This is a genomic window from Clostridium sp. MT-14 (assembly GCF_042436595.1).
GTDB classification, from domain to species: domain Bacteria; phylum Bacillota; class Clostridia; order Clostridiales; family Clostridiaceae; genus Clostridium_B; species Clostridium_B aromativorans.
Window position 1 is genome coordinate 1 of record NZ_JBHMIY010000015.1, and the last position, 19,300, is coordinate 19,300.

At 34.9% G+C, this 19,300-nt stretch carries 35 protein-coding genes; all 35 read left to right on the forward strand.

The window, feature by feature from the left end:
• Positions 1–305 precede the first annotated feature (305 nt).
• Positions 306–614 carry a 30S ribosomal protein S10 gene (gene rpsJ / locus ACFHWD_RS11405; RefSeq protein ID WP_106007705.1) on the forward strand — a complete coding sequence of 103 codons (309 nt, stop codon included), beginning with the start codon at positions 306–308 and terminating at the stop codon, positions 612–614.
• A 69-nt stretch (positions 615–683) separates the two neighbouring features.
• Positions 684–1,313: a 50S ribosomal protein L3 gene (rplC, locus tag ACFHWD_RS11410; protein ID WP_150355426.1), complete on the forward strand. Its 630-nt coding sequence runs from the start codon at positions 684–686 to the stop codon at positions 1,311–1,313.
• A 24-nt stretch (positions 1,314–1,337) separates the two neighbouring features.
• Complete coding sequence (rplD, locus tag ACFHWD_RS11415; RefSeq protein WP_378061962.1) at positions 1,338–1,958, forward strand: 50S ribosomal protein L4; 621 nt, start codon at positions 1,338–1,340, stop codon at positions 1,956–1,958.
• Complete coding sequence (rplW, locus tag ACFHWD_RS11420) at positions 1,958–2,257, forward strand: 50S ribosomal protein L23 (RefSeq protein ID WP_150355424.1); 300 nt, start codon at positions 1,958–1,960, stop codon at positions 2,255–2,257. The genes rplD and rplW overlap by 1 nt, the downstream gene beginning before the upstream one ends.
• Positions 2,258–2,324: 67 nt before the next feature.
• The gene (gene rplB / locus ACFHWD_RS11425) at positions 2,325–3,158 is read left to right on the forward strand and encodes a 50S ribosomal protein L2 (RefSeq protein WP_378061964.1); all 834 of its coding nucleotides are present in this window, start codon (positions 2,325–2,327) and stop codon (positions 3,156–3,158) included.
• Positions 3,159–3,262: 104 nt separating this feature from the next.
• A complete protein-coding gene (gene rpsS, locus ACFHWD_RS11430; protein ID WP_150355422.1) occupies positions 3,263–3,565 on the forward strand; it encodes a 30S ribosomal protein S19 in 303 nt (100 codons plus the stop codon).
• Positions 3,566–3,591: 26 nt separating this feature from the next.
• Positions 3,592–3,927, forward strand: coding sequence for a 50S ribosomal protein L22 (rplV, locus tag ACFHWD_RS11435; protein ID WP_150355421.1), 336 nt, complete (start codon positions 3,592–3,594; stop codon positions 3,925–3,927).
• A gap of 15 nt (positions 3,928–3,942) precedes the next feature.
• Positions 3,943–4,614, forward strand: coding sequence for a 30S ribosomal protein S3 (gene rpsC / locus ACFHWD_RS11440; protein ID WP_150355420.1), 672 nt, complete (start codon positions 3,943–3,945; stop codon positions 4,612–4,614).
• A 17-nt stretch (positions 4,615–4,631) separates the two neighbouring features.
• Positions 4,632–5,075 (forward strand): 50S ribosomal protein L16, encoded by a 444-nt coding sequence (gene rplP / locus ACFHWD_RS11445; RefSeq protein ID WP_150355419.1) that lies wholly within the window; start codon positions 4,632–4,634, stop codon positions 5,073–5,075.
• Positions 5,065–5,277, forward strand: a complete 213-nt coding sequence (gene rpmC, locus ACFHWD_RS11450; RefSeq protein WP_150355418.1) for a 50S ribosomal protein L29 — start codon at positions 5,065–5,067, stop codon at positions 5,275–5,277. The genes rplP and rpmC overlap by 11 nt, the downstream gene beginning before the upstream one ends.
• 20 nt (positions 5,278–5,297) lie before the next feature.
• The gene (rpsQ, locus tag ACFHWD_RS11455) at positions 5,298–5,552 is read left to right on the forward strand and encodes a 30S ribosomal protein S17 (RefSeq protein ID WP_150355417.1); all 255 of its coding nucleotides are present in this window, start codon (positions 5,298–5,300) and stop codon (positions 5,550–5,552) included.
• 26 nt (positions 5,553–5,578) lie between these two features.
• Entirely contained in the window at positions 5,579–5,947 is a 369-nt protein-coding gene (gene rplN, locus ACFHWD_RS11460; RefSeq protein ID WP_150355416.1) for a 50S ribosomal protein L14, read from the forward strand.
• A gap of 17 nt (positions 5,948–5,964) precedes the next feature.
• Complete coding sequence (rplX, locus tag ACFHWD_RS11465) at positions 5,965–6,282, forward strand: 50S ribosomal protein L24 (protein WP_378061968.1); 318 nt, start codon at positions 5,965–5,967, stop codon at positions 6,280–6,282.
• Between the two features lie 22 nt (positions 6,283–6,304).
• Positions 6,305–6,850, forward strand: coding sequence for a 50S ribosomal protein L5 (rplE, locus tag ACFHWD_RS11470; RefSeq protein WP_150355414.1), 546 nt, complete (start codon positions 6,305–6,307; stop codon positions 6,848–6,850).
• Positions 6,851–6,862: 12 nt separating this feature from the next.
• The gene (locus ACFHWD_RS11475; protein ID WP_150355413.1) at positions 6,863–7,048 is read left to right on the forward strand and encodes a type Z 30S ribosomal protein S14; all 186 of its coding nucleotides are present in this window, start codon (positions 6,863–6,865) and stop codon (positions 7,046–7,048) included.
• A 33-nt stretch (positions 7,049–7,081) separates the two neighbouring features.
• On the forward strand, positions 7,082–7,480 hold the full coding sequence (gene rpsH, locus ACFHWD_RS11480; protein ID WP_150355412.1) for a 30S ribosomal protein S8: 399 nt from the start codon (positions 7,082–7,084) through the stop codon (positions 7,478–7,480).
• Positions 7,481–7,580: 100 nt separating this feature from the next.
• The gene (rplF, locus tag ACFHWD_RS11485; RefSeq protein WP_150355411.1) at positions 7,581–8,123 is read left to right on the forward strand and encodes a 50S ribosomal protein L6; all 543 of its coding nucleotides are present in this window, start codon (positions 7,581–7,583) and stop codon (positions 8,121–8,123) included.
• An 18-nt stretch (positions 8,124–8,141) separates the two neighbouring features.
• Positions 8,142–8,501, forward strand: a complete 360-nt coding sequence (gene rplR / locus ACFHWD_RS11490) for a 50S ribosomal protein L18 (RefSeq protein ID WP_150355410.1) — start codon at positions 8,142–8,144, stop codon at positions 8,499–8,501.
• A gap of 16 nt (positions 8,502–8,517) precedes the next feature.
• Positions 8,518–9,015 (forward strand): 30S ribosomal protein S5, encoded by a 498-nt coding sequence (gene rpsE, locus ACFHWD_RS11495; protein WP_150355409.1) that lies wholly within the window; start codon positions 8,518–8,520, stop codon positions 9,013–9,015.
• A gap of 12 nt (positions 9,016–9,027) precedes the next feature.
• Entirely contained in the window at positions 9,028–9,207 is a 180-nt protein-coding gene (gene rpmD / locus ACFHWD_RS11500) for a 50S ribosomal protein L30 (protein ID WP_150355408.1), read from the forward strand.
• 22 nt (positions 9,208–9,229) lie between these two features.
• On the forward strand, positions 9,230–9,670 hold the full coding sequence (gene rplO / locus ACFHWD_RS11505; RefSeq protein ID WP_150355407.1) for a 50S ribosomal protein L15: 441 nt from the start codon (positions 9,230–9,232) through the stop codon (positions 9,668–9,670).
• Position 9,671: 1 nt separating this feature from the next.
• Positions 9,672–10,952, forward strand: a complete 1,281-nt coding sequence (gene secY / locus ACFHWD_RS11510) for a preprotein translocase subunit SecY (RefSeq protein WP_150355406.1) — start codon at positions 9,672–9,674, stop codon at positions 10,950–10,952.
• 25 nt (positions 10,953–10,977) lie between these two features.
• The gene (locus tag ACFHWD_RS11515) at positions 10,978–11,631 is read left to right on the forward strand and encodes an adenylate kinase (RefSeq protein ID WP_150355405.1); all 654 of its coding nucleotides are present in this window, start codon (positions 10,978–10,980) and stop codon (positions 11,629–11,631) included.
• 300 nt (positions 11,632–11,931) lie between these two features.
• The gene (infA, locus tag ACFHWD_RS11520; protein ID WP_011988826.1) at positions 11,932–12,150 is read left to right on the forward strand and encodes a translation initiation factor IF-1; all 219 of its coding nucleotides are present in this window, start codon (positions 11,932–11,934) and stop codon (positions 12,148–12,150) included.
• 18 nt (positions 12,151–12,168) lie between these two features.
• Positions 12,169–12,282, forward strand: a complete 114-nt coding sequence (gene rpmJ / locus ACFHWD_RS11525) for a 50S ribosomal protein L36 (RefSeq protein ID WP_007062395.1) — start codon at positions 12,169–12,171, stop codon at positions 12,280–12,282.
• Positions 12,283–12,496: 214 nt separating this feature from the next.
• Positions 12,497–12,871 carry a 30S ribosomal protein S13 gene (gene rpsM / locus ACFHWD_RS11530; protein ID WP_150355404.1) on the forward strand — a complete coding sequence of 125 codons (375 nt, stop codon included), beginning with the start codon at positions 12,497–12,499 and terminating at the stop codon, positions 12,869–12,871.
• A 19-nt stretch (positions 12,872–12,890) separates the two neighbouring features.
• Positions 12,891–13,289, forward strand: a complete 399-nt coding sequence (rpsK, locus tag ACFHWD_RS11535) for a 30S ribosomal protein S11 (RefSeq protein ID WP_150355403.1) — start codon at positions 12,891–12,893, stop codon at positions 13,287–13,289.
• 21 nt (positions 13,290–13,310) lie between these two features.
• Complete coding sequence (gene rpsD / locus ACFHWD_RS11540) at positions 13,311–13,931, forward strand: 30S ribosomal protein S4 (protein WP_150355402.1); 621 nt, start codon at positions 13,311–13,313, stop codon at positions 13,929–13,931.
• A gap of 63 nt (positions 13,932–13,994) precedes the next feature.
• Positions 13,995–14,942, forward strand: coding sequence for a DNA-directed RNA polymerase subunit alpha (locus ACFHWD_RS11545; protein WP_150355401.1), 948 nt, complete (start codon positions 13,995–13,997; stop codon positions 14,940–14,942).
• Positions 14,943–15,003: 61 nt separating this feature from the next.
• A complete protein-coding gene (rplQ, locus tag ACFHWD_RS11550; protein ID WP_150355400.1) occupies positions 15,004–15,345 on the forward strand; it encodes a 50S ribosomal protein L17 in 342 nt (113 codons plus the stop codon).
• A gap of 94 nt (positions 15,346–15,439) precedes the next feature.
• Positions 15,440–16,285: an energy-coupling factor transporter ATPase gene (locus ACFHWD_RS11555; protein WP_150355399.1), complete on the forward strand. Its 846-nt coding sequence runs from the start codon at positions 15,440–15,442 to the stop codon at positions 16,283–16,285.
• A complete protein-coding gene (locus tag ACFHWD_RS11560) occupies positions 16,270–17,124 on the forward strand; it encodes an energy-coupling factor transporter ATPase (RefSeq protein ID WP_150355398.1) in 855 nt (284 codons plus the stop codon). The genes ACFHWD_RS11555 and ACFHWD_RS11560 overlap by 16 nt, the downstream gene beginning before the upstream one ends.
• 12 nt (positions 17,125–17,136) lie before the next feature.
• Complete coding sequence (locus tag ACFHWD_RS11565; RefSeq protein WP_150355397.1) at positions 17,137–17,946, forward strand: energy-coupling factor transporter transmembrane protein EcfT; 810 nt, start codon at positions 17,137–17,139, stop codon at positions 17,944–17,946.
• On the forward strand, positions 17,946–18,680 hold the full coding sequence (gene truA, locus ACFHWD_RS11570; RefSeq protein WP_150355396.1) for a tRNA pseudouridine(38-40) synthase TruA: 735 nt from the start codon (positions 17,946–17,948) through the stop codon (positions 18,678–18,680). Before ACFHWD_RS11565 ends, truA begins: the two co-directional genes overlap by 1 nt.
• A 167-nt stretch (positions 18,681–18,847) precedes the next feature.
• Positions 18,848–19,282, forward strand: a complete 435-nt coding sequence (rplM, locus tag ACFHWD_RS11575; protein ID WP_229981519.1) for a 50S ribosomal protein L13 — start codon at positions 18,848–18,850, stop codon at positions 19,280–19,282.
• The last annotated feature ends 18 nt before the right edge of the window (positions 19,283–19,300 follow it).

Sequence of the window (19,300 nt, forward strand, 5' to 3'; positions counted from 1 at the left end):
ATACCTTATTAATCCATTTATGGGGAAGTAGGAAAAAATGCACCCCATTTTATATTTGTCACTTGTCAGAAATAGAAATTTATTGTATAATTAAGTGGTTGTGATGTTATAACAGCGATGAAGCAAGAGGTTGCCGGACTTCCGGGTAATTCTTGATTGAGTATGCCATGGTCTTGAACCAGGTGACGGTGCTTTTGTAAAAGGTCACTTTGCGTAAATTAAATGAAACGCCTGGTACAGTTTACAGAATGTGTCCGCTGTTGTACGTAAGAAGCATAGCGTGCATGAAAAGGAGGGAAATAATAATGGCAAAACAGAAAATAAGAATAAGATTGAAGGCTTTTGATCATACCATATTGGATCAATCATCTGAGAGAATAGTGGAAACTGCTAAATCCACGGGAGCAAAGGTAGCGGGACCAGTACCACTGCCGACTGAAAAAGATGTAGTTACAATCTTAAGGGCTCCACATAAATATAAGGATTCAAGAGAACAGTTTGAGATAAGGACTCACAAAAGGCTTATAGATATAATAAGTCCATCACCTAAAACTGTTGATGCTTTGATGAGATTGGACTTACCGGCGGGCGTAGATATAGAGATTAAATTATAAATTAAGAATTATTACTGACTATTATGACCGTTTATGCGATCCGCTAATACGTTTAGGAGGTGTATTTAAATGAAGAAGGCTATACTGGGTAAAAAACTCGGAATGACCCAGATATTTGATGAAAGTGGGAAGGTAATTCCTGTTACAGTTATTGAAGCAGGTCCTTGTGTAGTTGTTCAGAAAAAAACAGTAGAAAAAGATGGATATAATGCTATACAGGTGGGATTTAATGATATAAGAGAAAAGCTTGTTAACAAACCGTTAAGGGGTCATTTTGCTAAAGCAGGTGTTCCGCTAAAAAGATTTATAAAAGAGTTTAAAGTTGATGATGCAGACAAATATGAAACCGGACAGGAAATAAAGGTAGATGTATTTGTTGAAGGTGATAAGGTAGATGTGTCAGGAGTTTCAAAAGGTAAGGGATTTCAGGGTACTATAAGAAGATGGAATGCTCAAAGGGGGCCAATGTCACATGGTTCAAAATTTCATAGGGCTGTTGGTTCGATGGGAGCTTCGTCTGATCCATCTAGAACTTTTAAAAATATGAAAATGCCGGGACATATGGGCAATAAAAATGTCACGGTATTAAATTTACAAGTTGCGAAAGTTATTCCTGAAAAAAATGTTATTTTAATAAAAGGTGGAATACCAGGGCCTAATAAAAGTTTTGTAATGATAAGAAATACTGTTAAGGCTTGATTTTAATAGAAAGGAGGATGCAGAATGCCTAATGTAGGATTATTTAATAAAGAAGGACAAAAAATTGGAGAATTTGAATTATCAGATAATGTATTTGGAACTAGAGTGAATCAATATGCTCTCCATCAAGTAGTGGTAGCACAACTTGCAAATAAGAGACAGGGAACACAGTCAGCGAAAACTAGAGCTGAAGTTTCTGGCGGTGGAATTAAACCTTGGAGACAAAAAGGAACTGGTAGAGCAAGGCAGGGATCTATAAGAGCTCCTCAGTGGATTCACGGTGGTATAGTTTTTGCAGTGAAGCCAAGGGATTATAGAATTTCAGTTCCAAAATCAGTTAGAAAAGTAGCTATGAAATCAGCTTTATCCAGTAAGGTTGAAGAGAACGAAATGGTAGTCCTGGATAATTTGGAGATAGATGTTCCAAAAACAAAGGAAATAGTAAAATTGTTGAATGTATTTGACGCAAAAAAAACATTGATTGTTACAGTTGAATCAAGTCAAAATGTATACAGATCAGCGAGAAATATACCAGGAGTATCAGTTATTCCTGTTAATAATTTAAACGTGTATGATATATTAAAATTTGACAAACTTATGATAACTAAGGATGCTGTATCAAAAATTGAGGAGGTGTATGCATAATGAAATATACTAATTATGATATCATAAAAAGACCTGTTATAACAGAAAAAAGCATGGGCTGCATGAATGATAAAAAATATACCTTTATAGTTGATATACATGCCAATAAATTAATGATAAAAAAGGCTGTAGAAGATGTATTTGATGTGACTGTTGAAACTGTAAATACAGCAAGATATGTGGGAAAGAAAAAAAGAGTTGGTGTTCATATTGGAAAACGACCTGATTATAAGAAGGCCATTGTTAAACTTACAGAAGACAGTAAGACTATAGAATTTTTTGAAGGAATGCAGCAGTAAATAAAGCAATGAATGAAGCAGTTATTGGAGAAATCCAGATAAGCGAAAAAAGGGAGGGAATACCGTTATGGCAATTAAAGGATTTAAGCCTACCACACCTTCAAGAAGACATATGACAGTAAATGCATTTGAGGAGATAACTACAGATATGCCAGAGAAATCACTTCTAGTGGCTTTAAAGAGAAGCGGTGGTAGAAATGCTCACGGTAAAATAACAGTTCGCCATATAGGTGGCGGTACAAAACAAAAATATAGAGTAATAGATTTTAAAAGGAATAAGGATGGAATACCAGCGAAGGTAGCTACAATAGAATATGATCCTAATAGATCAGCATTTATAGCTCTTGTAGCCTATGTGGACGGAGAAAAAAGATACATAATAGCTCCAGTGGGTTTAAAGGTTGGAGATATAATAGTATCTGGATCGGATGCGGATATAAAGATTGGAAATTGTCTTCCACTCTCAAATATACCTGTTGGTACGATAATTCACAACGTAGAATTACAAGTTGGGAAAGGAGCACAGCTTGTAAGATCTGCAGGTGCCTCTGCACAACTTATGGCTAAGGAAGGCAAGTATGCTACATTGAGACTTCCAAGCGGTGAGATGAGACATATAAGAATAGAATGTAGAGCGACTATAGGAACAGTTTCCAATTTAACTCATGAGATAGTCAACATAGGTAAGGCAGGAAGAAAAAGACATATGGGAATAAGGCCAACAGTCAGAGGTTCTGTAATGAATCCTAATGACCATCCACATGGTGGTGGTGAAGGTAAAGCACCAGTAGGACACCCAGGACCACTTACTCCTTGGGGGAAACCTGCTCTTGGATTTAAAACCAGAAAGCATAATAAATATTCAGATAAACTTATGGTAAAAGGGAGAAATAGTAAATAGTTTGAAGAGAATGTACATTCTCTTCACTGGTTTAATTTATTGCTTATTTTAATATAAAAATAGTTTCATAATTAGTTATATATTTTATGAAGGGAGGCTAAAAAGTGAGTAGATCAGTTAAAAAGGGACCTTATGTACAGGAATCACTTTTAAAGAAGATAAATGAGTTAAATAAAAATGGTGAAAAAAAGGTTATAAAGACATGGTCGAGAAGTTCAACGATATTTCCTCAGATGATAGGCCATACTATAGCAGTGCATGATGGAAGGAAACATGTCCCAGTGTATATATCAGAAGATATGGTTGGACATAAATTAGGGGAATTTGCATTAACCAGAACATACAGAGGACACTCTGCTGAAAAAGTTGATAAGACTGAAAAGACAACTAGTGTTGCTCAACAATAGGGGACTAGGAAGGAGGTAGTGTACAAATGGAAGCTAAGGCTATAGCTAGATACGTAAGAATGTCCTCAATGAAAGTAGGAATTGTACTTGATTTAATTAGAGGAAAAAATGTAAATGAGGCTTTTGCCATATTGAAATATACTCCAAAAGATGGAGCGGTAGTGGTCAATAAGCTTTTGAAATCGGCAGTTGCAAATGCAGAGAATAATTTGGATTTAGATAAGGATAATTTGTATATTTCAGAAGCGTATGCCTGCGAGGGTCCAACGTTAAAGAGATTTCAAGCACATGCTCAGGGAAGAGCATTTAGAATAAATAAAAGAAGCAGTCACATAACTTTAATAGTTAAGGAAAGAGAGTAAAAAGGAGGGAACTAGATGGGACAGAAAGTACATCCACATGGCTTAAGAGTTGGTGTAATTAAAGACTGGGATGCTAAATGGTATGCAGATAAAAAAAATTTTGCAGATAATCTGATTGAAGATAATAAAATTAGGACATTTGTAAAGAAAAAAACTGCTGTAGCTGGAGTTTCAAAAATTCAGATTGAAAGAGCAGCTAAAAGAGTTAAATTAAATATATTTACAGCTAAACCTGGAATGATAATAGGTAAAGGCGGTCAAGGGATTGAAGCTTTAAAATCTCAGCTTCAGAAAATAGTTGAAGGTAAAACTATATTGATAAATATAGTTGAAGTAAAAGTTGCAGAAGCTGATGCCCAGCTTATGGCAGAAAATGTAGCACTACAGCTGGAAAAGAGAATATCTTTTAGAAGAGCTATGAAGCAAACTATACAGAGATCAATGAAATCTGGTGTTAAGGGAGTCAAAATTACATGTTCCGGTAGGCTTGGGGGAGCTGAAATTGCAAGAGCTGAATCCTACCATGATGGAACAATTCCGCTTCAGACATTAAGAGCTGATATAGATTATGGATTTGCAGAGGCAGATACAACATATGGGAAAATTGGTGTAAAAGTATGGGTATATAAAGGAGAGATACTTCCAACTAAAAAATCTGTTGAGGATAAGAAAAAAGCTAATGCATAGGAAGGAGGAATAGGATTATGTTAATGCCTAAAAGGGTTAAGCATCGTAAAGTGCAGCGTGGTAGAATGAAAGGCAAAGCTACAAGGGGCAACTTTATAGCATATGGTGATTATGCTATACAGGCTACAGAATGTGCGTGGATAACTGCTAGCCAAATAGAAGCAGCCAGAGTAGCTATAAATAGATATATAAAAAGAGGAGGAAAACTTTGGATAAAGATTTTCCCAGATAAGCCAATTACTCAAAAACCTGCTGAGACACGTATGGGTTCTGGTAAAGGAGCACCGGAATATTGGGTGGCAGTTGTTAAGCCAGGCAGAGTATTGTTTGAATTGTCAGGTGTATCTGAAGAAATAGCAAGAGAAGCAATGAGACTTGCATCACATAAATTGCCTATAAAAACTAAGTTCGTCACAAGAAAAGATTTTGAAGAAGTGGGTGGTGAAAGCAATGAAGGCTAGAGAATTGAAAGAATTGAGAGAAAACAGTCCTCAAGATTTACAAGCTAAGGTACTGGATCTTAAATCTGAATTGTTTAATTTGAGATTTCAATTAGCTACAGGCCAGCTGGAAAATCCCATGAGGATAAAGGAAGTTAAAAAGTCTATAGCCCAAATTAAAACCATTCTCAGAGAAGAAGAACTAAGATCGTTAGAACAGTAGGCTGAAAGGAGGTTTATTCTGTGGAAAGAGGATATAGAAAGACAAGAGTAGGAAGAGTTATTTCCGATAAAATGGATAAGACTATAGTAGTTGCAGTTGAGACAAAAGTTCGTCATCCGTTATATGGTAAAACAGTCAACAGAACTACTAAATTTAAGGCTCATGATGAAAAAAATGAAGCTAAAAATAATGATAGAGTATTGATAATGGAAACAAGACCTTTATCTAAAGATAAAAGATGGAGACTTGTAGAAATAGTGGAAAAGGCTAAATAGTAGAATAGCTGAAAGGAGGGTTTTCAATGATTCAACAACAGACATTATTGAAAGTTGCAGATAATTCCGGTGCTAAGGAAATTATGTGTGTAAGAGTTTTAGGCGGCTCCAATAGAAAATGGGGAAATATCGGCGATATAATAGTTGCCAGTGTTAAAAATGCAACACCAGGCGGTGTTGTTAAAAAAGGAGAAATTGTGAGGGCTGTTATTGTGAGATCTGTGAGAGGACTTAGAAGAACAGACGGTTCATATATAAAATTTGATGAAAATGCTGCTGTTATAATAAAAGATGATAAGCAGCCAAGAGGGACTCGTATATTCGGACCAGTTGCAAGAGAGCTAAGGGATAAAGATTTTACGAAAATATTATCGTTAGCGCCTGAAGTTTTATAGATGAGGAGGTGGCTATAATGGCAAAAGTGCATGTTAGAAAAAAGGATACGGTTATGGTAATATCAGGTAAAGACAAAGGAAAGACAGGAGAAGTTCTGTCAGTAATGCCTAAAGTGGGAAGAGTTATTGTCAAGGGTGTCAATATAGTTTCAAAACATCAAAAACCAAATAAGCAGAATATGGAAGGTGGTATAATTCATAAAGAAGCTCCCATATACAGCTCTAAGGTTATGTTGTACTGTGACAAGTGTAAAAATGTGACTAGAATAAGTCATAAAATATTGGAAGATGGAACAAAGGTAAGAGTATGTAAAAAGTGCGGAGAAACATTCTAATCTTTGAAAGGAGGGCAAAAATATGAGTTCGAGATTACAGGAAAAATATAAAAAAGAAGTAGCTCCTGCTTTAATGGAGAAGTTTAAATATACCAATGTTATGCAAGTACCAAGACTTGAAAAAGTGGTTATTAATATGGGTGTAGGAGAAGCCAAAGACAATCCGAAAGTCTTAGAATCAGCAGTAAATGATCTTGCTATAATTACGGGTCAAAAGCCAGTATTGACTAGAGCGAAGAAATCCATAGCAAATTTTAAGATAAGAGAAAATATGCCTATAGGATGTAAAGTTACTTTGAGGAAGCAGTATATGTATGAGTTTGCAGATAAATTAATAAATGTTGCACTGCCTAGAGTTAGAGATTTTTCGGGAGTTTCGGATAAATCTTTTGATGGCAGAGGAAATTATTCATTGGGAATTAAAGAACAGTTAATATTTCCTGAGATAGAGTATGATAAAATAGATAAAGTAAGGGGCATGGATGTAGTCTTTGTTACTACGGCTAATACTGATGAAGAAGCAAGGGAATTACTTAAATTCCTCGGGATGCCATTTGCTCAAAGATAAGGAGGGAAAAATATGGCACGTAAAGCTTTAATAGAGAAATGGAAGAAACAACCTAAGTATGCAACTAGAGCCTATACAAGATGCAGAATATGTGGTAGGCCCCATGCAGTACTTAAGAAATATGGTATATGTCGTATATGTTTTAGAGAATTGGCATATAAGGGTGAAATACCTGGATGTAGAAAAGCAAGTTGGTAAAATGTTAGTTATTGATGAAAGGAGGCACAATAAATGGTAATGACTGATCCTATAGCAGATTTACTTACACGTATAAGAAATGCAAATGTTGTTAGGCATGAGGTGGTAGAAGTACCTTCTTCAGTTATTAAGAAGGAAATATTGAATATAATGCTTCAAGAAGGATATATAAAGGATATAGAGGAATATGCGGATGGTTCTGTTAATATGATAAGATTTTCCATGAAATATGGTAAAAATAAAGAGAGAGTTATAACTGGACTCAAGAGGATATCTAAACCAGGGTTAAGAGTTTATTGCAGAAAGGAAGAAATCCCTAAAGTGTTAAATGGTCTTGGAATTGCAGTGATATCCACTTCCCGAGGGATTGTTACTGATAAAGAAGCAAGAAAATTAGGTGTGGGCGGAGAAGTACTATGCTACATATGGTAGTTCATTTTAATGTGAGATAAGATTTATGTGGAATATAAAAAGAGTAGCAACGATCGACGATAGTTGTTACCAACCTATGAGTAATACAGGAGGTGTAATGATGTCAAGAATAGGAAGGCTTCCAATAGCTGTTCCAAGTGGTGTCACCGTTACAGTAACGCCAGATAACGTTGTTACTGTAAAAGGGCCTAAGGGCCAGCTTGTTAAAGCTATGAGAAAAGACATAAATATAACTTTGGAAGACAATACAGTAATATGTAAGAGAAATGATGATGAAAAACAAACTAAAGCTCTGCATGGACTTACAAGAGCATTGATAAATAATATGATTATTGGCGTAACTGAGGGATATTCAAAAACGCTGGAATTAGTAGGTGTTGGATATAGAGCTCAATTACAGGGTAAAAAATTAGTTCTACATTTAGGATATTCCCATCCAGTTGAAATAGAATCAATTGAAGGCATAACTTTTGAGACACCGGCTGCTACAAAAATTGTAGTTAAAGGTATTGACAAGGAATTAGTAGGGTATGTTTCGGCAAATATAAGATCATGGAGAAAACCTGAGCCTTATAAAGGAAAAGGTATTAAATATGAAGATGAAGTTATAAGGCGTAAAGAAGGGAAAACTGGTAAGAAGTAGTAGAAAGGAGTGAACCTTATGTTTAAAAAAGATGATAGAAAAAAGTTGAGGGAAAAACGTCATCTTAAAGTTCGTAAAAAGATTTTTGGAACAACTGAAAGACCAAGACTTTCGGTATACAGAAGTGATAAGAATATATATGCTCAAATAATAGATGATATAAAGGGAGCAACTCTAGTTTCTGCTTCAAGTTTGGATAAGGATTTTCAAGGTATAGGGAGTAATAAAGAAGCAGCAAAAGTTGTTGGAGAAGCTATAGCAAAAAAGGCTATGGAAAAAGGAATTAAAAGAGTTGTTTTTGACAGAGGTGGATATGTATACCATGGAAGAGTACAAAATTTAGCTGATGGAGCAAGAGAAGCTGGATTGGAATTTTAAAAGAGGAGGGAAGTAAATGAGAATTGATCCTAGCACTTTAAATCTTAAAGAAAAAGTTGTATTTATAAATAGAGTTGCTAAAGTTGTTAAAGGTGGTAGAAACTTTAGATTTAGTGCTCTAGTTGTAGTGGGCGACGAAAACGGCCATGTAGGAGTGGGAACGGGAAAATCTATAGAAATACCCGAAGCAATTAGAAAAGGAATAGAAGATGCAAAAAAGAATTTAATTGATGTACCAATTTTCGGTACAACAGTGCCACACGACATAACAGGTCAATTTGGAACAGGAAAAGTATTTATAATGACAGCACCTGAAGGTACTGGAATTATAGCAGGTGGACCTTCTAGAGCGGTGCTTGAACTTGCGGGATTAAAGGATGTTAGAGCAAAATCAGTGGGTTCTAATAATCCACGAAATATGGTAAATGCTACTATTGATGGTTTATCAAAACTAAAGACAGCAGAACATATAGCTAGTCTTAGAGGTAAAACTGTCGAAGAGATTTTAGGTTAGGAGGGAATGACCTTGGCTAAACTTAAAATAACTTTAAAGAAAAGTTTAATAGGCAGAAAAAAAGATCACATTGCTACTGTTAATGCTCTTGGATTAAAGAAAATAGGGAAGATTGTAGAGCAAGAGGATACTCCTCAGATAAGAGGCATGATCAAAAAAGTTAGCTATCTTTTAGATGTGGAAGAAGCATAGTACAGAGGAGGTGTAAGTATAAATGAAACTTCATGAGTTAAAACCAGCAGAAGGCTCAAGAAAATCACGTAAAAGAATTGGAAGAGGTACTGGTTCAGGTTTTGGAAGAAATGCCGGAAAAGGTGAAAAAGGTCAAAAAGCCAGATCCGGCGGTGGAGTGAGAATAGGATTTGAAGGCGGACAAATGCCACTTTATAGAAGACTTCCTAAAAGGGGCTTCACTAATATATTTGCAAAAGAGTATTTTGAATTGAATGTTGAACGATTGAATATATTTGAAGATGGGACAGAAGTTACACCGGAATTACTTTTAGAAAAGAGAATTATAAGAGGATCAAAAGATGGATTGAAGGTACTTGGAAATGGCGAGCTTAAAAAGAAGCTCACGGTAAAAGCAGCTAAATTTACAAAAACTGCAGCAGAAAAGATAGAAGCGGCTGGAGGAAAAGTAGAGGTGATATAAGGTGCTATCGACCTTACGTAATGCTTGGAAGGTTCCTGAACTTAGAAAGAGATTGATATTTACTATACTTATGGTAGTAGTATTTAGGTTGGGTAATTTTATTCCTGTTCCAGGGATTGATACCACTAAATTGACTAATTTAACTCAAAATGGATCGTTATTTGGATTCTATGATCTTTTAGCAGGAGGTGCATTTAGCAGATTTAGTATATTTGCTATGGGAGTTATCCCTTTTATCAATTCCTCCATTATATTTCAATTGCTTACAGTTGCTATACCTCGTTTAGAACAATTGTCTAAAGAGGGAGAGGAAGGAAGAAAGAAAATACAGGAATATACAAGATATGCATCAATACCACTTGGAGTAATTCAAGGCTTTAGCATATATGCTATAATAAGTAGAGCTGGTGCGCTGGTAGATCCATCTAATAAAATAAATATAATTATGATAATATTTACTGTAACTGTGGCATCGACTTTTCTCATGTGGCTTGGTGATAGAATCACGGAGCATGGCATTGGAAACGGAATTTCTCTTATAATATTTGTAAATATTATTTCGAGGTTTCCGTCTGCTGTATCCAGTATATTTAATCTTCAGCAAGTTGGAACGGTTAATTTTGTGGAATTAATAGGATTTGGAGCGGCAATAATTATACTGTTTATAGCAGTTGTACTCATGAGTTTGGCTGAAAGAAGAATCCCAATACAATATGCTGGCAAAACCAATGGTGGTAGAATGTATAAGGGACAGTCAACGCATATCCCCATTAATGTAAATGGAGCAGCTGTTATTGGAATTATATTTGCCATATCGGTTATGCAGTTTCCAGCTACTATAGGTCAGTTTTGGCCTGATTCTGCTTTTAATAACTTTATAACAGTAAGCTCATTTAGTCCATTTAAAGAGAGCAATTGGCAATATTCGGTGCTGTATTTCTTATTGACAATTTTTTTCACTTGGTTTTATACCGAAGTTACTCTTAAGCCGGAGGAAATGGCTGAGAATATGAATAAATCATCTGGGTTTATACCGGGAATAAGACCAGGAGAACCAACAACCATATTCATAGAAAGGGTTTTGGCTAGAGTATCATTTTTAGGAGGAGCTTTTGCCGGCATAGTGGCTATATCACCTATAATAGCAGAAACCTATACTAATTTTAAAGGTATATATTTTGGTGGAACAGGATTGCTTATCATAGTGAATGTTGCTATTGAGACTGTAAGGCAGATAGAATCCCAGCTGTTAGTGCGTCATTATCGTGGATTTTTGAATTAATAAATTATTTTGGAGATGATGCTATTTGAAGATAATCTTATTAGGACCTCCGGGAGCAGGAAAGGGAACTCAGGCTAAATTTATCAGCGAGAGGTATTTTATACCACATATATCTACTGGTGATATATTTAGAAAGAATATTTCAGAAAAAACTTCCCTTGGGGTTGAGGCTAAAAAATATTTAGATGAAGGAAAATTAGTACCTGATGAAATTACTATAAGTATGATGAAAAATAGATTGGCTGTGGATGACTGTAAAAAAGGGTTTTTGCTAGATGGATTTCCAAGGACAGTAACTCAAGCCAAAGCTTTAGATTTATTTCTGAGTAATACAGGGGGAAGGATAGATGTAGCTCTTCTTATTGATGTTCCTAAAGACTTGATTCTTAATAGGATAACGGGAAGAAGGGTTTGCCCATCTTGTGGTGCAAGCTATCATATAAAATTTAATCCACCTAAAGTAGAGGGAAAATGTGATGTGTGTCATAATGACATTGTACAGAGGAAAGATGATACCGAAGCCACTGTTAAAAGTAGGTTGGATGTGTATGACAAGCAGACTGAACCCTTGATTGACTATTATGAAGCCCAGGATGTACTTTCTACAGTGAATGGGACTGGTGAAATAGATCAAGTTTTTCAGAATATAAAAGATGTTTTGAAAGATATTCACAAATAAAAATGTTCTAGAAGGTTATATTGTCTAGTTATGAGGCATTATATGATAAGTTGGTGAAATGTAGAATAAACTATTGAAGGGTTGGATAGAATTTCAAAGAGGCTGTAGACAGAAATATTGTTGAAGTTGAGTGATTATTGTTGCTACAGGTGTAGTGTAAAAATTCATTTTTGAAGTATTCAATAATGGAGTATTGACTAATGTAAATTAAAAGAGTATAATATTATCTTTATAATATACTAGAAGTGATATTAAAGAATGGTTTCGCAGTCAGCAATAACAAGGAGGTTTGATTACCTTATGTCAAAAGATGATGTTATTGAAATGCAGGGTACTGTCTTGGAGGCTTTGCCCAATGCAATGTTTGAAGTAGAATTAGAGAGCGGACATAAAATATTGGCACATATATCGGGTAAATTGAGAATGAATTTTATAAGAATACTTCCAGGTGACAAGGTTACAGTAGAACTTTCCCCATATGATCTAACTAGGGGAAGAATAACCTGGAGGGCAAAGTGATTGAGGGGAGGGTTAGCGATGAAAGTAAGGCCATCAGTTAAGCCTATGTGTGAAAAATGTAAGATCATAAAGCGAAAGGGAAGAGTAATGGTTATATGTGAAAACCCTAAGCATAAACAAAAACAGGGATAAATTAGTTAAAAATGAGGCTAAGTATAAAATGTATATTATATAGATAGAACAAATAATGTGCTAAATTGATATTTTATAATGTAAATTTTACGCTAATCATGTTTTAAAGTGCGGCTGCAGCAAAATATTTTATATATTCTGCTGACTTTAAAACTTTATATAATAAATATAAATAAATCTTTATCCATTAGATACTCAGGAGGTGTAAATTTTAATGGCAAGAATAGCAGGTATTGACCTACCAAAGGAAAAAAGAGTTGAGATAGGTCTCACTTATATATATGGTATAGGGTTACCTACTTCTCAAAAAATCCTAAAAGAAGCTAATGTCAATCCAGATACCCGAGTTAAGGATTTAACAGAAGAGGAAATTAACTCGCTGAGAAATTATATAAAAAATTTAAGGATTGAGGGGGATTTAAGAAGAGAAGTTGCTCTCAATATAAAGAGATTAGTAGAAATAGGTTCATATAGAGGAATAAGACATAGGAAGGGTCTGCCAGTTAGAGGGCAAAAAACTAAGACAAATGCGAGAACTAGAAAAGGACCTAAGAAAATAGTAGGAGCTAAAAAGAGGTTAGTAAAATAATAAGGAGGCAAGGGAAAAGATGGCAGCTGGAAAAGTTAAAAAGACTACCAGAAGAAAAAAAGAGAAAAAAAATGTTGAACATGGCTGTGCACATATAAGATCAACTTTTAATAACTCAATAGTTACTATTACAGATGCTGCTGGAAATACTTTATCTTGGGCCAGTGCAGGCGGTTTAGGATTTAAAGGTTCTAGAAAAAGTACGCCATTTGCTGCACAAATGGCAGCTGAAACATCAGCTAAGGCAGCTATGGAACATGGATTGAGGAGTATTGAAGTATATGTAAAAGGGCCAGGTGCGGGCAGAGAAGCGGCAATAAGATCACTCCAAGCAGCAGGACTTGAAGTTACTTTAATTAAAGATGTAACTCCAATACCGCATAATGGATGTAGACCACCAAAGAGAAGAAGAGTTTAGTAATAGGAGGTGTAAATTTTAATGGCAAGATATACTGGGTCAGTATGTAGACTTTGCAGGAGAGAGGGTTTAAAACTATTCCTCAAAGGCGATAGATGTTATACAGATAAATGTGCATTTTCAAGAAGAGGGTATGCACCGGGACAGCATGGGCAGGGAAGAAAGAAAATATCAAACTATGGCCTGCAATTAAGAGAGAAACAGAAAGCTAAGAGAATATATGGAATATTAGAAGGACAGTTTAGAAGATACTATGAAAAAGCTGATATGAAAAAGGGTATAACAGGTGAAAACTTATTGGTTTTGCTTGAAACAAGACTCGATAATATAGTTTACAAACTTGGCTATGGTCAGTCAAGATCAGAGGCTAGACAATTAGTAACTCATGGTCATTTCTTAGTTAATGGTAAGAAGGTAAATATTCCTTCTTTTAAAGTGTCAATTAATGATGTAATAACTGTGAATGATAAGAGCAAAACATCAGAAAAATTTAAAACTTTTGCAGAAAATCCTAAAACTTTACCAGCTTGGTTAGAAGGAGATATAGAGAACTTTCAGGGAAAGGTTATTAGAGAACCATCAAGAGATGAAATAGATGTCCCTGTTAATGAAACATTAATAGTAGAGTTGTACAGTAAGTAATTAATATAGAATCAGTTGCCCTCGAGGATACATTATTAGATAAATAGAAGGAGGGTTATATTCATGTTAGAAATAGAAAAACCCAAAATTGAATGTGTTGAAACTAGCGAAGATGGTAGCTACGGAAAATTTGTAGTAGAACCGCTGGAGAGAGGTTATGGTATTACTCTTGGAAATGCACTTAGAAGGATTCTTCTCTCTTCACTTCCAGGAGTGGCTGCTAACTATATAAAAATAGATGGTGTGCTTCATGAGTTTTCAACTGTACGTGGGGTAAAGGAAGATGTAGCAGAGCTAATCTTAAATATAAAGGAATTAGCTTTAAAAATGAATGGAGAAGGTCCTAAAACAATATATATAGATGCTCAGGGCCCAGGAGAAGTTATAGCGGGAGATATAAGGACAGATGGCGATGTCGAAATAATCAATAAAGATTTACATATAGCTACTCTGGATGAAGATGCTAAGCTCTATATAGAAATTACCGTAAATAGCGGTAGGGGATATGTTTCTCAGGCAAGAAATAAATCTGAAAATATGCCAATAGGTACAATCCCTGTAGATTCAATATATACACCTATTAGAAGAGTTAATTTTGCTGTAGAAAATACGAGAGTTGGCCAGATAACTGATTACGATAAATTGTCCTTGGAAGTGTGGACAAATGGAACTATATTGCCGGATGAGGCTGTAAGTTTATCTGCTAAAATTCTTATAGAGCATTTTAAGTTATTCATGACTTTAACTGATCATGCTAATAATGTAGAGATAATGGTTGAAAAAGAAGAAGATAAGAAAGAAAAAGTCCTTGAGATGGCAATAGAGGAGTTAGAGCTTTCTGTAAGAAGCTATAATTGTTTAAAAAGAGCTGGCATAAATACAGTACAGGAATTAACTGAGCGAACTATGGATGATATGATGAAAGTTAGAAACTTAGGTAAAAAGTCCTTAGAAGAAGTTGAACAAAAACTTGATGCTCTGGGATTATCGCTAAAGCAAAACGAAGATTAAAAATTTGGAGATAAATTCTGATAGGATTATTTAATAACAACAGTAGTAAGGAGGGATATAAATGGCACAGTACCGTAAGTTAGGGCGACCATCTGATCAAAGAAGAGCTATGCTTAGAAATCTTGTTACTAGTTTTCTTAAACATGGAAAGATACAGACAACGGGAACAAGGGCGAAGGAAACGAGAAATATAGCAGAAAAAATGATAACTCTTGCCAAAAGAGGAGATCTTCATGCTAGGAGACAAGTACTTTCTTTCGTAACTGAAGAAGAAGTTGTAAAAAATTTATTTACTGATATAGCTCCTAAGTATGCTGAAAGAAATGGCGGTTACACCAGAATGTATAAAATAGGTCCAAGAAGAGGCGATGGAGCTGAGTTAGTTATACTAGAGTTAGTATAATATGGAGGGAATATGGAGGGATTAAGTAAGTTAGCTTAATCCCTGTTTTTCTATTATGATATTAAAGCGCTTATCCAATTAGCGAGGTGTTTCTATGGAAAAAAAGATGATATTATGTGAAAAAGTAAAATATAGGTATGAGGACAGTGATAAGGGGAATTCTAAATTTGCCATAGATGACGTTAGTCTTCAAGTAGAAAAGGGAGAATTTCTTGTGATTTTGGGAAGAAATGGTTCGGGAAAGTCTACCATAGCAAAGCATATGAATGCGTTGTTAAATCCAACTAGCGGTAAAGTGTATGTAGAGGGGTTGGATACGTCAGATGAGAAAAATACCTGGAGTATTAGAAATAAAGCAGGAATGGTTTTTCAAAATCCCGATAATCAGATAGTTGCAACTATTGTGGAAGAAGATGTTGCTTTTGGACCGGAAAATTTAGGTGTGCCACCTGAGGAAATAAGATTGAGAGTTAATGAATGTTTAAAAAGAGTACATATGTATGAATATAGAAAACATGCACCTCATTTGCTTTCAGGAGGGCAGAAACAAAGAGTAGCTATTGCTGGGGTACTTGCTATGAGACCGGATTGTATAATATTTGATGAATCTACTGCAATGTTGGATCCTTCAGGTAGGAAGGAAGTACTGAATACAATAAAAGAGATAAACAGTAAGTATGGTATGACTGTGATTCTTATTACTCATTATATGGAGGAAGCAGTTGATGCTGATAGGATAATTGTCATGGATAAAGGTAAAATTATAATGGAGGGTTCTCCGAGAAATATATTTAGTCAAGTAGCTAAAATGAAAGATATTGGACTTGATGTGCCTCAGATAACTGAATTAGCTTATGAACTCAGAAATAGTGGAGTCAATATTAGAACCGATATATTAACTATAGATGAGATGGTGAGTGAATTATGTCAATTAAAATAGAAAATTTAACTCATGTATATATGAAAGGTTCGCCTTTTGAAAAAAAGGCATTGGATAATATAGATATTGAAATTAAAGATGGAGAATTTGTTGCTCTTATAGGACACACCGGCTCAGGAAAATCTACACTTATTCAGCACATAAATGGTCTTTTAAAACCAACTTCAGGAAAGATCATAATAGATGGTGTGGATATTACCGAAAAAAAGATCAATTTGAATTTTATCAGAAAAAAAGTTGGACTTGTATTTCAATATCCAGAATACCAATTGTTTGAAGAAACCATAGAAAAAGATATTGCTTTTGGGCCTAAGAATTTGGGATTAACCAATGATGATATAGTTAAAAGAGTAAAAAGAGCTATGAATATGGTTGGGCTAGAATATGAAGAGTATAAGGACAAATCTCCTTTTGAATTAAGTGGCGGACAGAAAAGAAGAGTTGCCATAGCTGGAGTAGTTGCTATGGAACCTAAAGTACTTATACTAGATGAACCTACTGCAGGCCTTGATCCCAAGGGAAGAGATGATATCCTAGGAGAAATAAGGAGTTTACATGATGAATACAATATGACTATAATACTTGTGTCACATAGTATGGAAGATGTAGCTAAACTTGCAGATAGAATAATAGTAATGAATAAGGGAAAGTGTATATTGGATGGATCACCAGCAAAAGTTTTTAATAGAGTTGATGTTTTAGAAAATGTGGGGCTTGCAGTACCGCAAGTAACTTATATGGTAAAAAAGCTTAGGGAAAAGGGAATTAATATATCAAAAGATGTGTTTACTGTAGAGCAAGCAAAAGAAGAACTGCTTAAAATACTGAATAAAAGTTAGGAGAGCTGGCAAATGATTAAAGATATTACGATAGGACAGTATATACCTGGAGATTCTTTTGTTCATAAATTGGATCCGAGAGTTAAGATATTGATATCTTTAATATATATTGTGGATTTGTTTATAGTGAACAGCTTTAAAGGGTATATATTTATAGTAGCATTTACTGTAATTTCAATACTTGTATCTAGGGTACAATTTGTATATATATATAGAGGGCTTAAGCCCATATTTATTTTGGTACTTATAACTGCAATATTAAATATGTTTATGACCGGCGGAGTCAATCCACCAATATTTAAATGGAAGTTTTTAGTTGTATATAGAGAAGGATTGATTATGGCTGCATTTATGACTATCAGACTTATATTTTTAATTGTGGGAACATCGCTTCTAACATTGACTACATCTCCAATTGAATTGACTGATGGCATAGAAAAACTTTTAAATCCGATGAAAAAAATAGGTGTACCTGCTCATGAGCTAGCTATGATGATGACTATTGCTCTCAGATTTATACCTACTTTAATGGATGAAACGGATAAAATAATGAAAGCACAGATGGCAAGAGGAGCAGATTTTCAGTCAGGAAGTATTATTCAGAGAGCTAAAAGTCTTGTACCAATTTTAGTTCCACTTTTTATAAGCTCTTTTAGGCGGGCAGATGAATTGGCCATGGCTATGGAGGCCAGATGTTATAGAGGTGGAGAAGGCAGGACCAGAATGAAACAGCTTAAATTGACCAATAGAGATTTTATAGCATCAGCATGCACTGCAGTATTAGTATTTATTTCTGTACTAGGTAGAATGTGGTGGCATTGATGAAAAATATTAAATTGACAATACAATACGATGGTACCAATTATTCTGGTTGGCAGAGACAAAAAAATGCTGTTACTGTTCAGGAAAAGCTGGAAGATGCAATTAGAGAAACTACAGGTAGTTTCTCAGAAACCATAGGTTCCAGTAGAACTGATGCGGGAGTTCATGCTAAAGAATTTGTGTGTAATTTTTTTACGGACAGTAAAATACCTGCAACTAACTTTAAAATGGTATTGAATGGAGTACTTCCAGAAGACATAGTTGTACTAAAATCCGAAAGAATGGATGATAATTTCCATGCCAGATTTCACAGTATAGGCAAAAAATATGTCTATACTATAATAACAGGGAACAACAGGCCTGTTATAGGAAGACAATATGTCTACTATTTTAGAAGAAAATTGGATATAGAAAAGATTAAAATAGCATGTAAATATTTTTTGGGAATGCATGATTTTTCTGCTTTTAAGAAAAAAGGAGGTTCAGTGAGATCTTCTGTTAGAACTATAAGTGAAATGACAGTTGTACAAGAGGGAAAATTGATTAAATTCAATGTAATAGGAAATGGATTTTTGTATAATATGGTAAGGATAATGGTGGGAACTCTTTTGGAAGTAGGAGTGGGAAGATTTAAACCCGAGGATGTGAAATATATTTTGGAATCAAAGGACAGATCAAGGGCAGGTAAACCTGTTCCAGCAAGGGGTCTTTGTCTTGAGAAGGTGTTTTATTAATTGACACGCCAGGATCATTGTATTATAATATAAATGTTTGTAATTTTGATTATAAAGGATCCACTAGCCCCGGATCTTTCTATAGAGAAGCGTGTATTAAAATTATTAAATTAAAAGAGAAGTTAATTAAGAGAGGAGTTGAGAACCGTTATTTTTTAACGGGAAAGATGAAATCATATATAGCAAAACCCAATGAGATTGAAAGAAAATGGTACATTGTCGATGCTGCGGGAAAACCACTTGGAAGAGTAGCGAGTCAAGTTGCATCCATATTGAGAGGTAAAAATAAGCCTATATTTACACCACATGTGGATACGGGAGATTTTGTAATAATAATAAATGCTGAGAAAGTAGTTCTGACTGGGAAAAAACTGGATCAAAAAATGCTGAGACATCACACATTATATCCAGGTGGACTAAAAGAAATTCCCTATAGAGATGCATTGACAAAAAAACCTGAATTTGTATTTCAAGAAGCTGTCAGAAGAATGCTTCCAAAAGGAGTACTTGGAAGACAGATGTTGAAAAAGTTGAAGGTATACAGAGGCAGTGAGCACAATCATGAGGCTCAGAAGCCAGAAGTATTGGAATTAAGATATTAATTGGAGACTGAAGGGAGG